Here is a 12469-nt window from a genome sequence, read left to right as displayed (position 1 = left end):
ACCGGCGCCTGGTTGCCCGCGGAGATGCGCACTTTCGAGTTGGCGGCCACGGCCGATGCAGGTGCGGCCGGCACCCGGCCTCTGATGGGTTGGCCCGCCGTGAAGGTCAGATTCTCCGGTGCCACGAGCTCGGGTTTGTTCAGGAACAGCTGGAGTTCGACGGCGGTGGGGAACCTTGTGAGGGCGTCCTCGAGGGTCGTGGCAATGGCGTAGTTATCGCCGGACGTCTCGCCTGCCGAATGCGTGCCCACGGCGAAGTTGCCGCTGATCCAGGGTCCGCCGGAGTCTCCGCCGCTGGACTGGACATCATTGGAGAGGAAGCCCTTGAAGGCGCGGAGGTCCGCCGGGTCTGTTGTTCGACCGCCCACGACGTAGATGCCGGTTTCGTCCACCTGCCCGCAGGACCAGCCCGTCGTCCGTCCGGAGCGGCACACCTCCTGGCCTTGGAACGGGGCAACCATGCCGATGATTTTCACGGCCGAGGGTCCCGGGTTCGCGGCGCTGGCCCAGGTGCTCGCTGCCGCCTGGACGCTGAGTCCGCCGTCGAGCGCCTCGATGACGGCGATATCGGTGCCCACGTTGCCGGGGGCTTCTTCGGTGCCCGTGATCCAGGAGTTGAGCGGCCCGCCGAACTGGCTGAATCCGAATGTGCCCAGCGGGGCCAAGATGCCGGGCAGGGGGGCCGAACCACCCGCCGTGGCCGACGTCGGGGGTTCAATCTCGGCGACCCGTGCCGTGCCGTCTTCGGCGCAGTGCCCCGCCGTCAGTACTACCGGCAGTCCCGCCGCGCTGAACGCGCCAAACCCCGTCGAGCAGATGGTCATCCGGTCAATGACATAGCCTTCCCCGCCGTAAACGTCCGCTTCGGTTGTCACCGGCGACCCCTGTTCCAGCCGGACGTTGGCGTAGCGCGCAACAAAGTCTGCCGGGGATATCTTCCCGGGCGCCGAGTCGGCAGTGGACGGTGCGGTCTGCGGATCCTGGAGTGCGGGCAGCGCGGCTTCGGCCGTATTTGTCCCGCCCGTGCGGATAATGAAGCGTCCTCCGGAGTAAGCCACGGCCTGAAGTCCCGCGGGCCCCACCTCGCGGACGTAAGCCTGGAACAGTTGCTCGGTGCTGGACGCCACCAGCTCGGCAGCGGAGGGGACACTCGCGGGAACCGCTGAGGGAACAGCCGCTGAGGGAACACTCGAGGGTTCCGTCGGGGGTTCTGCAGACAGTTCAGCCGAGGGTGCCGCGAGCACGAACACGGCCGCGGTTCCGGAGTCGTTGAGTTCATTCACCCGGGCCTGGAGCCCCGCGCCGCTGCCTTCGACGATAATCTTGCCGTCCCGCAGGCTGATCCCCAGGTAACCGGGCAGCTGGCGGAGGGATGGAACGGCATCGGCTGCGGTCTTCGCCAGCTGACCTGCTGCGTTGAACTCCTCGAGCGTCATGCCCAGGTCGCGCTGGACGGCCTCCGCGAGACCGGCGTCGCTGACCTCCGGGGCGACCCCGGTAGTGGCGCCGGAACCTGTCGACGGAGCAGTGGCGCCGGTCGTCGACGGCGAGACTGCAGGCGTCGCTGCAGGCGTCGCTGCGGGAGCTGCATCCGATCCGCCCGCTTCGGCGAGCGCAGGAACAGCGTAGAACGAACCCGCGAGCGCGAGGGCAGCTGCCGCCACCGTCCGCACTGTCAGCTGAAACCTGGGAGTCTTCACCCGGTTACTCTAGCGCCCCAATTTCGCCAGAACGGCAGTCACCTCGGCGTCCGTTACGCCATTGTGGCGCAAAAATTCGAGGGCTTTCACGCTGCGCACGAACCGGAGCAGGCTTTCCAGCCGCGATTCGAGCAGGGGCGCCAGCTCGTCCTCAGGCAGATAGCGCTCATGCGGATGCGGCACTCCGGACACCCGGTGGTGTTCGTTGATGCCCCGCACGGCATGCTCGTAGCCGATGGCGATGGCGCTTTCGCCCGCGCCGGCGAGGTCCTGGAGCATGGCTGCGATCATCCCGCTGCGGTCCCGGCCGGCAGAGCAATGGATCACGACGCCCCCGCGCGCCTCCGCCACGGCTTTGAAGACCGCAGCGAGCTTCTCGGGGAAGATCCGGGCATTGTCCGCGTACGACGCCGGATGGTTGAGGTAGGGATCGCAGAGTTCGCGGAACTCACTGTTGCCGGGGTCTTCAGTGGGGGCGTGCACGACGTCGAACGCGGCCAGCGTCTCCACGCTCACCCGGGGATCGGTAGCGCGGCGCCGGATCTCGTCCGGGTTGCGGAGATCAATCACCGTCCGGATACCGCCGTCGTATGCCTGCTGCCAGCCGGATTCGGTAAGCCATTCGCGCCGCCCCATCCGGAACACCTCGCCGGCAATATGCCAGGCGTTGACCGCCCCGTCCCATTTCATGGCTCCGGGCGCGGCCATCCCTTGGGAACGGCCGACTGGCGCGTCAGGAATCGTCATTCTGAAAGTCAAGCACACCCCCCGGTGTCGATCCACGGGCAGGTTTCACGCAAGATTTCCACAACGGGACTTTGGATATGGTGCGGGTTCACGCGTCCGCGTAGGGTGGCGGTGAACCCGGTAGCCCCCGGGCTCTTCAGCCCGCCGGCCGCCACAGACGCCTCGTCACGGCACGGGGCGCTGTACCAGCGTGCTATTGAGGGGAACCACCATGGGAACTCTGAATCTTCGACGCCGCCGCACGGCTTTGCTGGCCGGTCTCGCCACGCTTGCCATGGCACTCGGACTGGCCGCAGCCCCGGCCCAGGCCGTGAACAAGACCAAGTACATCGCCCTCGGGGACTCCTACGCCGCAGGCCAGGGAGCGGGTCCCTATCTGGATGCTTGCTACCGCAGTGAGAACGCCTACGCCGAACTCGCCGCTGCGTCCAGGACCATCAAGCTGGTCACGAACGCGGCCTGCAGCGGCAAGACGACCAGGGACGTCATGAGCACCCAGTTGCGGCAGCTGAACAAGAGCACTGAGCTCGTGACCATCACCGCCGGGGGCAACAATCTCGGGTTCGGGGACATCGTCACGAAGTGCGTCACCGCCATGTACGATCCCACCGCGGCCCCCGGCTGTTACAAAGCCAGCAGTGACGCGACGGCCATGATCGCCAGCGGACAACTCGCCGGCGACGTGATCGCGATGATTCAGAGCGTGCAGGCCGCCGCGCCCAACGCCAAGGTTGTGGTGACCGGCTACCCCTACCTCTACGATCCGGTCGCGCCCGGCCGGACCGATCCGACGTCGCTGTTCATCTACCATGCCACTGATCTGGCTGACGGTCTCAACGGATCCATCGCCGCTGCCGCTTGGAAGACCAAAGTAGATTTTGTCGACGTCCGGGGAGCTTTCGCCGGCCTCGGCATCAACTCGACGTCCAACGACCCGTGGATCAACTTCGACCTTGCTAACCCGGGCAGTCCCGACAACTTCCACCCGAATGCCAAAGGCTATGCGGCGTACTTCGAAACACTGAGCGAAGTCGACGCCTACTCGGCACCCTAGCCCCGTTTGGCCAGCCTGGATTCGAGGGCATTGCGGACCATGGGCCACTCGTGTTCCAGGATGGAATACACGACGGTGTCCCGCAGCGCGCCATCGCTGCTGCGCGTGTGGCTACGGAGCACACCGTCCTGCTTGGCGCCCAGCCGCGCGATCGCCTCGCGGGACTGGTGGTTGAGCCAGTGCGTGCGGAACTCGACGGCGGGGCAGCCCAGCGTTTCGAACGCGTGCCGCAGCAGCAGAAGCTTGGAATCCGGGTTGCTGCCGCTGCCATGGGCAGACGCCGCGTTCCAAGTGGAGCCGATCTCCACCCGGGGCGTGGCGGCGTCGATATTCATGTAGGTGGTCATGCCGATGACCCGGCCCGGTTCGCCGCTGGCGGGATCAAGCAGCCGCGTGGTGAACGGCAGCATGGAACCCCTGCGCTGCAAGGCCAGACGTCGCTCGATCTCGGCGGCCATCTGGTCAGGTGCGGGCACGCTGGTGTACCAGAGCTTCCAGAGTTCGCCATCTTGGGCTGCCTCGACCAGGCCGTCGTGGTGGTCCGGACTCAGCGGCTCCAGGACGACGTTTTTCCCGCTCAGGGTGATGGGGTTGATCGAAGTCACGGCACCATCCTAAGGGCGCCCGCTTCTGCGGTTGCGATACGACCCCCGGTGACTAACGACGATGTTCTGGCTACGCTGTTGCCGTGATAACCATAGAACGCTCGGTCCGCTCGTCCCTTGATGCCAAAACGGCGTTTGACTACCTGTCGGCATTTGAACACACGCCGGAATGGGATCCCGGGACCCCCGTCGTCAACAAATTATCCGCCGGCCCGGTTGCCGTGGGCCACGAATACCATGCCGAAGCCGAGTTCCGCGGCAAGCGCCAGGCACTGACCTACAAAGTGCTGGAACTGAGCTCCCGGCATATCAAGCTGCGCGGGGAGAACAAGTCCGTCGTTTCGGTGGACACGATCGAGGTGACGCCGGCGGATGCCGGTTGCCTCGTCAAGTACACGGCCGAATTCACCCTCAAGGGGTTGCTCAAGGTCGCCGAACCATTTATGAAACCGGCCTTCCAGTCCCTGGCAGACCCCGCGATGGCCGGAATCCAGAAAGCCCTCGACTCACGGGCGTCGCAGTAGCGGACCGGCCGGGACAGGAGCATACCGTGACATCCCAGAATCCGGATCCGCTGGAGAACAACCTCACCGGTTTGGAGCCGGGCGGCGGCGTGCCTCCCGGTGAGACACCGCCGGCGGAGGGGACCTCGACGGGACCGCAGGGGCCGCGACTCCGGGAGGACCGGGGCTTCGTCCAATACCTCTGGATCGTGATGATCGCCCTGGTGGTCCTTTTGGTGCTTCTCTTTTTTGTCGGTTACATCGTTGGGATCCTGAACTCGCGGGAGGGAAAGGTCGCGGGTTCGATTAGGGAAGGTTTGAGCGTCAGACGGACGATAACTCGGCCGGAATCAGGGCAGGATCAGGCTCAATTCAGCTCGGAATCAGCCTGGATCAGCCGGCCGGGGCGTCGGCGATGGCGCGGCCACGCACCTTTTGCACGTGATCCGCCATCGCAAGCGAGGCTTTCTCCGGGTCACCGGACACGAAAGCGTCCAGGACGGCCTGGTGCTCGGCGATGGCATTTTCAGCGTCGGTGATGCCCACGCCCCCGAAGAGGCGGAAACGCTGAACTTGCCCACCGAGGGCCCCATAGGCGGCGACCATGAACTGGTTGCCGGTAAATTCCGCTATCAGCCGGTGGAACCTCTCGTCCGCTTCCAGATAGTCGCGGTACTCGGCAAATGACGGACCTCGCGGCGCGGTTTTGAGGTCAGCAACCGCCTGCCCCAGTTCAGCGAGCCGCCCTGGCGTCAACCGGCCGCAGGCGAGGCGGGCATTGACGGGCTCAATCGCTAGGCGTGCCTCCATGAGCTCAGAGAAGTCTTCCCTGGTGAACATGGGAGCAACCCGGTACCCCTTGAGCGCCACGCGGCGGACCATACCGGTGTGTTCCAGCCTGGCAAGCGCTTCGCGGACCGGCGTCGGGGAAACATCGAGCTCCCGGGCGGTTCCGTCGATGCTCACCGCGGCCCCGGGCTCGAGCCTCCCGTCCATCAGCGACGCCAGGAGTTCCTCATACACGTGGTCGGCGAGGACCTGGCGGCTGACGGGACGGCCTGCGGGGCGGATCTCAGGCCCGCTCCCGGACGAAGCTGGTTGCATGGTCAAATCCTATAGGACCGGCCGTTGCATGGGTCTTTACGGTGCTTTTGAGGCCGGATCGGGGGTGTTGTGGCCTCTCGGCCAACCCGCGGTGACGGTATGGCTAAAACCAATTGCTGGATTTAGTGTCACACACTGCCAATCCACAATTCGGAGCTGCCGCCGAGGCCTACGAATAATTTCCCGCCCTGAAAGTACAATCCACAGCAGGCACAAGCAGAGCTAAAGGGTCGCTAGTCCCGCAGCGTGCCCTGGCCCATCACAGGGCGGCGTGTAACTCCCCCTAACGAACTTTCCGTGAGACGAGGAACAGTGTTTGGTATTTATCAACTCGAGTCCAAGGATCCACTCCTCGGCAGCCGGTATGTTGGCGACCCGGAACGAACGATCAGGCTGCAAAGGGTCGCTGGTCTGGCAAATCGCCCCGGAGGCGCCTTTAAGCTGACTGTCGGCGAGGCGGTCATTCCCTTTGAGGTCACCGGCGATCAGCTGACAGATCCTGAAAGCGGCAAAATGTACATTCTCCGGCGCTTTGACAGCTTTGGGGTTAGCCCCACCGCCAAACTCCTCGGGAAAATTGAGTCATACGAATTTCCTGATGAGGAGACGAGAGGCAGACTTCTCTTGGTGGCTGCTGAGGCACTGATTATCTTCGGTTGGAACTATGACGGCCCCTCACGAGACGACGGCTTCATTCGTGTAGATGTCGACGGGCAAATAATGACTCTTGGGGACATTCCGCACCCTTGAAATGAAGTGACATCAGGAACGGGTCACCCTACGGCGTCAATTCCTGGCAAAGGATCGGCAATATGTCGGGACATGCCCATTCGCAACACCCGTACACACGGGACATGTCCACTCTTCAACCACGTCGCCGCGGGACATGCCCAGCCTTAAGCACCAACAGTGGGCAGAATGGCATTCTGCCCACTGTTGGTGGGTTACGCGGGACATGTCCAACGGTTAGCCTGGCTGCCGCGGGACATGTCCATTGGTCGTGACCAGAGCGGGACATGTCCAGCGGCGCGCGCGATGCTGGCTGCGTGCGCCTTAGTTCTGGTACGCCGGGTAGTCCGTGTAGCCCTCGGCGCCGTCGGTGTAGAAGGTGGACGGGTCCGGCTCGTTGGTCGGAAGTCCTTCGCGCCAGCGGCGGACCAGGTCCGGGTTCGCGATCGCGGGGCGGCCGACGACGACGGCGTCAGCGTGGCCATCCTCGATTATGGCTACGGCCTCCTCGCGGGTGGTGATGACGCCGAAGCCCGAGTTCAGCAGGAAGGTGCCGCCGAAGCGGGCGCGCAGATCCTGCACCAGCTCGCTGGTGGGTTCCTTGTGCAGCACGCTCAGGTAGGCGAGCTTCAGGGGAGCCAAGGCATCCACCAGGGCAGTGTAGGTCTCATTGACGTCAGCCGCGTCGACCTCAAGAGCTCCCTGGACGTTGTGTTCCGGCGAGATCCTGATGCCCACCCGGTCCGCACCGATGGCGTCCGCGACGGCCTGTGCCACTTCAATCACGAAGCGTGCACGGTTTGCGGGCGAGCCGCCGTAAACGTCCTCGCGGTGGTTGGCAGACGGCGACAGGAATTCGTGCAGCAAGTAGCCGTTGGCGGAGTGCAGCTCGACGCCGTCGAACCCTGCACGGATCGCGTTGCGGGACGCGGTGACGAATTCCTGGACGATGCTCGGAAGCTCCGTGGTGGACAGGGCGCGGGGAACGGGGAACGGCTTCTTGCCCTCGTAAGTGCGGGTCAGGCCGCCGATCGCGATGGCGCTGGGCGCAACAACTTCGTGGCCGCCGTTCGTGTCTTCATGCGTGACGCGTCCGGCGTGCATCACCTGGGCGAAGATCCGGCCGCCCTCGGCGTGCACCGCTGCCGTAACCTCCGACCAGCCCTGGAGCTGCTCCTCGGTCACCAGGCCCGGCTGGCCGGGGAATCCCCGGCCGGCGCGGCTGGGGTACGTGCCCTCGCTGACGATCAGGCCGAGGGACGCCCGCTGCCGATAGTGCTCGACCAGCAGAGGACCGGGGATGCCTTCCTTGCCGGAGCGGACGCGCGTCAGCGGCGCCATCACCAGTCGGTTGGGCAGTTCCAGCTCGCCGAGAGTCATCGGGGAAAACAGCATGCGCATTTCCTTTCACCAGGGATTGGGTTCACTGGCGGCAACTGCCCGGCGCCTGCAACTATTCCATCTGAGACTCGGATCACTACGGGTGGACGATAATCTTGACCGCGGTGTCGTTGTGGTGGATCAGGGTGTCGAAGCCCTTGTCCACGAGATCGTCCAGGGCGATTCGTCCCGTGATGAAGGGCTTCAGATCGACTTTGCCCTCCTGGACGAGCTTGATCGCGGCCGCGTGATCACCGCAGTAGGCGATGGTGCCGCGGAGGTCGATCTCCTTCAGGACGACCTTCTGCATGTCCACGGTGGCCGGGTGTCCCCAGATCGAGACGTTAACGACGACGCCGGCCGGTTTCACGACGTCGAGCATGGTGTCCAGCACGGCATTCACACCGGCACATTCAAACGCTGCATCTGCCCCCGCGCCCTCAGTCAGCTCCAGCACCCGCGCCTTGACGTCGTCGGAGCTCGGATCCAGAACATGGTCCGCGACTCCCGAGGAAACCGCCTTGTCCTTCCGGGCCGCCGACAGCTCGGTGACGATCGTGGTGACGCCGAGGCCCTTGAGGACTGCTGCGGTCAGCAGACCGATGGGTCCCGCACCGCCGACGACGGCGACGTCGCCGGCTTTGACGTCGCTCCGGCCGACGGCGTGGTAGGCCACCGCGAGGGGTTCGATGAGGGCGGCTTCGTCCAGCGGGATGTCGCCGACGGGGTGGACCCACCGGGTGTCGACGACGACTTTCTCACTCAGGCCCCCGCCGCCGCCGGCCAAGCCAATGAAGCCCAGCTTGGTGCACAGGTTGTAGTGACCGCTGAGGCACGGGCCGCACTCATTGCAGACAATATAGGGCTCCACCACAACGCTGTCCCCGACGGCGAGCCCGGTCACGCCCTCGCCCAGTTCCTCGACAGTGCCGGAGAATTCGTGCCCCAGGGTGACGGGGGCGGCCTCATGCGACAGCACGTGGGGGCTTCCGGGCGGCGGGGTGAAGATGGGCCCCTCCAGGAACTCGTGGAGGTCCGTGCCGCAGATCCCGCACCAGGCGACGGCGATTTTCACCGTTCCGGGGCGCAGCTCGGGCTCCTGAACGTCTTCGATCCGGAGGTCCTCACGGGCGTGGAATCGTGCTGCTTTCATGGTGTTTTTCCTTCGCGTTACGGGCCGTGGATGCGCCCGGTCAGGCGCATCCACGGCGGGTCGTTGGATAGTCAGGGAAAGTGGCCGTCAACCCCAGTGTGGTTCCCGGGGCTGTCATTGTCACGGCCCGTCCGGGTCAGCGCGTGTGGTGCGTTGGCTGACGTTCGAAAACCGGTGTCGGCAGCCCTTCCATCCTGGCCTTGAGCTGCAGCGCCAGATAGTTGGAGTAGTGGCGGCTTTGGTGCAGGTTGCCGCCGTGAATCCACAGGTTGTCCACGTTGGTGGGCTTCCACATGTTGCGAAGTTCGCCTTCCCACGGCCCCGGGTCCTTGGGAGTATCGGAACCGAAGCCCCAGCACTTCCCGACGGCGTCGGCCACCTCGGGTGAGACCAGATCGGCCAGCCAGCCGTTCATTGACCCGTAGCCGGTGGCGTAGATGATGGCGTCCGCCTCCAGCTCCATTCCGTTAGCCATCACGACGGCGTTCCCGCTGATCTTGCCGACCTCACCGCTGGCGAGCTTGACCCGGCCGTCGATGATCAGCTGCGAGGCGCCGACGTCGATGTAGTAGCCGGAGCCGCGCCGCAGGTACTTGAGGAACAGTCCGGAGCCGTCAACGCCGAAGTCCAGTTCGAAGCCGGCGGCCTCCAGCTGGGAGTAGAACTCGGCGTCGCGCTCGGCCATCTCCGCATAGACCGGGATCTGGGCTTCGGGCAGGATCCGGTACGGCAGGGACGCGAACAGCAGGTCGGCTTTCTCCGTGGTGACCCCGTTGGCCAACGCTTCCTCGGAGTACAGTCCGCCGAGGGCAAGGTCCATGAGGGATTCGCTGCGCGCGATGTGCGTGGAGGACCGCTGGACCATGGTGACGTCTGCGCCGTGTTCCCAGAGATCGGCACAGATATCGTGGGCCGAGTTGTTGGAGCCGATGACCACGGCCTTCTTCCCGGTCCAGTCTCCGCCGCCCGGGTGCTTGGACGAGTGGTACTGCTCCCCCAGGAAGGATTCGGCGCCGTCGAACGCTGGAACGCTGGGATACCCCGAGACGCCCAGGGCGAAAACGAGCTGCTTGGGGCGCAAGGTGACCGGTTCGCCGTCGCGCACTACCTCCACCAACCACTCCTGGGACGCTTCGTCGAAACGCGCATTGGTGCATTCGGTCTTGGACCAGTAATTCAGCTCCATGATCCGCGTGTAGTTCTCCAGCCAGTCGCCGATCTTGTCCTTGGCCGCGAACACCGGCCAGTCGTCGGGGAACTTGATGTAGGGCAGGTGGTCGTACCAGACGGGGTCGTGGAGGTGCAGGGACTTGTAGCGGTTGCGCCAGGAGTCGCCCGGGCGGTCGTTCTTCTCGATGATGATGGTGGGCACGCCGAGCCGGCGCAACCGCGCGCCGAGCCCGATCCCGCCCTGGCCGCCGCCAATGATGACGGTGTACGGCTGGTCTTCGTAGCCCAGGCGGGCTTCCTGCTCTTCCTTCAGCTCCAGCCACGACTTGCGGCCCTTGGTGATCTGGTGGGCGACCCCTTTCTCGCGGTTGGCTCCCTTCTTTTCTTCGAAGCCCTTGAGCTCCTGCATCGTGGTGAGCAGGGTCCAGCACTTGCCGTTCCGGAGCCGCAGGTGGGCGTAGCCCCGGGCCTGGGCGGTCTCGAAATTGACCCAGGCCTCGGTGTTGGCGGCATCCCCGGTGGCGTCCTCGGCCAGGGTCCAGTTGCTGGGCTGTACGTCGTCCAGGGTCGCATCCAGCATGCGCCGGATGTCCTCTTTGCCCTCAAGGGTTTTGAGGTTCCAGGTGAAGGAGACGAAGTCGCGCCAGTACGAATCGTCGTCGAAAAGCTCAAGCACGTCGTCTGTGTTGTGGCTGCGCAGCGCCTCATCGAACTGCGCCAGCCACGCCCCGACCACGCCGTTTGGAGTCTCAGGCATGTTTCCTCTTTCCGTTGCTAACTGGGGGCCGGCCCCGTTGCGTGGCATTCAGTCCACGCAGTGACCCGCATCACAAGTAAATTCCGCAGGGGGTTACAATCGGGTTACACAGGGCTCTCAAGCTCTTGGCCCGCGCCACTGGCGGCCAAGTGGGCGGAAGCTGGCCGGGTGCGACGATTCGAGGGCGAGTTGGAACAATGAGCATGCGGCAGGGCAGCCGTTCCATCACGCAGCTCGCGGACCTGAGGTTTTCCGCGCCGGCGGAGTATGCACGCGCCCTGCGAAAGGCCCACGAGTCCACTATCTCCGGCAATCCGAATCAGCATCTCTCGCCGTCGCTCATCAAGTCCTGGCAGCGCTCCCTCGCGTTGGGCATCAATCCCGACCAGCACCGTCCGATCCATCGGCATGAGGTGTCCGAGGCGCGTTCGCTGGGTGCCGGCCACCGGCTGGCGGCCGTGATGCCGGCGCTGTCCCAATTGCTGGCCGACGAGACCGCGACCGGGCGCCACCTGCTGATCGTGACCGACCACGAGGGCGAAGTGCTGTGGCGTGTGGGCAGCAAACAGGCGTTGAAACTCGCGGACTCTCTGGAGTTCGTGGAGGGGGCCGACTGGTCCGAATCCGGGGTTGGCACCAACGCCATCAGCGAAGCCCTGGTGACGGGGGCCCCCGCACAGCTCTTCTCGGCCGAGCACCTGGTGCGGACGCATCACGACTGGGCGTGCACGGCCTCCCCGATTCGCGACCCTCTGACGGGGGAAGTCATCGGCGTCCTGGACGTCTCCGGCCCGTTCGAATCCGTCACGCCGGACAGCCTGCGCCTGGTGCGCTGTGGAGTGCGGCTGGCTGAGGAACTGTTGAAATCCGCCACCCTGCCCGTGACGGCCGGCCCCAGGACCGGACTGCCTGCTGCCTCTGCCGCTGCGGGACGCCCCGAGATAGGGGTCCGGTCACAGCTGACGCTCCGGCTGCTGGGGGACGCTCCGTCCGCGGCCCTCGACGGCGGCGCCCGCCGCCCGCTGACACTGCGCCGCGCCGAGATCCTGGCCCTGCTGGCATCCCGGACCCAGGGCTGGAGCGCCGATGAACTTGCCTACGAGATCCACGGCGACGCAGGCACCGCTGCGGCGATCCGGACCGAGATGCACCGGATACGCAGCCTCCTGGGCAACGTCGTGGAAGCGAACCCCTACCGATTCTCGTCCGCCGTCCGGGTGGTCACTGATGCCTCAGAGGTGGCCGGCCATTTGCGGGACGGCCGGGTTGCCGAAGCCTTCGCCGCGTATGGGGCCAAATTTCTCAACCGTTCGAGCAACCTCGCGATCGGGTTTATGCGCGACGAGCTCAATGAAGCCATGGGCGCCTCTGTTCGGGCCAGCGGTGACGCCGGGTTGATGCTTCAGTGGTGCACCAGTGACATGGGATCTTCGGACACAGCGGCCGCAGCAGCGGCGGCCACACTGATGGGACCCCAGGATCCACGTTGTCAGCTGGTGAGCGCCCGGATGGAGCGGCTCGACCGGGAGCTGCGGGCTTAACTGCCACGCCTTTTCGGGGCCGACGG

10 protein-coding genes and 1 pseudogene are annotated in these 12469 nt (G+C 65.2%); 5 read left to right on the top strand and 6 right to left on the bottom strand.

What is annotated here, in order from left to right; all coding sequences use genetic code 11:
• Positions 1-1709: 1709 nt before the first annotated feature.
• Positions 1710-2447: a tyrosine-protein phosphatase gene (locus ASE96_RS00875; protein WP_235500062.1), complete on the bottom strand. Its 738-nt coding sequence runs from the start codon at positions 2445-2447 to the stop codon at positions 1710-1712.
• Positions 2448-2658: 211 nt separating this feature from the next.
• Here ASE96_RS00875 and ASE96_RS00870 point away from each other — a divergent pair, with 211 nt between their 5' ends.
• Positions 2659-3501 (top strand): SGNH/GDSL hydrolase family protein, encoded by an 843-nt coding sequence (locus ASE96_RS00870; protein ID WP_082492506.1) that lies wholly within the window; start codon positions 2659-2661, stop codon positions 3499-3501.
• Here ASE96_RS00870 and ASE96_RS00865 read toward each other — a convergent pair.
• A complete protein-coding gene (locus tag ASE96_RS00865) occupies positions 3498-4106 on the bottom strand; it encodes a GNAT family N-acetyltransferase (RefSeq protein ID WP_056424695.1) in 609 nt (202 codons plus the stop codon). The genes ASE96_RS00870 and ASE96_RS00865 overlap by 4 nt on opposite strands.
• A gap of 83 nt (positions 4107-4189) precedes the next feature.
• Here ASE96_RS00865 and ASE96_RS00860 point away from each other — a divergent pair, with 83 nt between their 5' ends.
• Positions 4190-4630: an SRPBCC family protein gene (locus tag ASE96_RS00860; protein WP_056424693.1), complete on the top strand. Its 441-nt coding sequence runs from the start codon at positions 4190-4192 to the stop codon at positions 4628-4630.
• Between the two features lie 26 nt (positions 4631-4656).
• Positions 4657-4821 (top strand): annotated as a pseudogene (locus ASE96_RS19430) (DUF6480 family protein); the annotation flags it as partial.
• Between the two features lie 181 nt (positions 4822-5002).
• Here ASE96_RS19430 and ASE96_RS00855 read toward each other — a convergent pair.
• The gene (locus ASE96_RS00855; RefSeq protein WP_056424690.1) at positions 5003-5713 is read right to left on the bottom strand and encodes a GntR family transcriptional regulator; all 711 of its coding nucleotides are present in this window, start codon (positions 5711-5713) and stop codon (positions 5003-5005) included.
• A gap of 312 nt (positions 5714-6025) precedes the next feature.
• Here ASE96_RS00855 and ASE96_RS00850 point away from each other — a divergent pair, with 312 nt between their 5' ends.
• Positions 6026-6463, top strand: a complete 438-nt coding sequence (locus ASE96_RS00850) for a hypothetical protein (protein WP_056424687.1) — start codon at positions 6026-6028, stop codon at positions 6461-6463.
• Positions 6464-6766: 303 nt separating this feature from the next.
• On the opposite strand, the gene ASE96_RS00845 is transcribed toward ASE96_RS00850, so the two are convergent.
• The 3 genes from ASE96_RS00845 to ASE96_RS00835 form a co-directional block, all read right to left on the bottom strand.
• Complete coding sequence (locus ASE96_RS00845; protein WP_056424684.1) at positions 6767-7837, bottom strand: alkene reductase; 1071 nt, start codon at positions 7835-7837, stop codon at positions 6767-6769.
• 82 nt (positions 7838-7919) lie between these two features.
• Entirely contained in the window at positions 7920-8975 is a 1056-nt protein-coding gene (locus tag ASE96_RS00840) for a 2,3-butanediol dehydrogenase (RefSeq protein WP_056424681.1), read from the bottom strand.
• Between the two features lie 136 nt (positions 8976-9111).
• Entirely contained in the window at positions 9112-10902 is a 1791-nt protein-coding gene (locus ASE96_RS00835; RefSeq protein ID WP_056424678.1) for an NAD(P)/FAD-dependent oxidoreductase, read from the bottom strand.
• A gap of 203 nt (positions 10903-11105) precedes the next feature.
• Here ASE96_RS00835 and ASE96_RS00830 point away from each other — a divergent pair, with 203 nt between their 5' ends.
• Complete coding sequence (locus tag ASE96_RS00830; protein WP_056426512.1) at positions 11106-12443, top strand: GAF domain-containing protein; 1338 nt, start codon at positions 11106-11108, stop codon at positions 12441-12443.
• Positions 12444-12469 lie beyond the last annotated feature (26 nt).

The sequence above is a fragment of the Arthrobacter sp. Leaf69 genome, assembly GCF_001422645.1.
Lineage (GTDB): Bacteria > Actinomycetota > Actinomycetes > Actinomycetales > Micrococcaceae > Arthrobacter.
Note: the sequence above shows the minus strand (reverse complement) of the source record. Positions and strands in the feature narration are given on the sequence as shown.

Coding starts and splice junctions, on each gene's coding strand:
- ASE96_RS00875 (WP_235500062.1), bottom strand. CDS start 2,447: ATGACGATTCCTGACGCGCCAGTCGGCCGTTCCCAAGGGATGGCCGCG.
- ASE96_RS00835 (WP_056424678.1), bottom strand. CDS start 10,902: ATGCCTGAGACTCCAAACGGCGTGGTCGGGGCGTGGCTGGCGCAGTTC.
- ASE96_RS00845 (WP_056424684.1), bottom strand. CDS start 7,837: ATGCTGTTTTCCCCGATGACTCTCGGCGAGCTGGAACTGCCCAACCGA.
- ASE96_RS00830 (WP_056426512.1), top strand. CDS start 11,106: ATGCGGCAGGGCAGCCGTTCCATCACGCAGCTCGCGGACCTGAGGTTT.
- ASE96_RS00870 (WP_082492506.1), top strand. CDS start 2,659: ATGGGAACTCTGAATCTTCGACGCCGCCGCACGGCTTTGCTGGCCGGT.
- ASE96_RS00855 (WP_056424690.1), bottom strand. CDS start 5,713: ATGCAACCAGCTTCGTCCGGGAGCGGGCCTGAGATCCGCCCCGCAGGC.
- ASE96_RS00840 (WP_056424681.1), bottom strand. CDS start 8,975: ATGAAAGCAGCACGATTCCACGCCCGTGAGGACCTCCGGATCGAAGAC.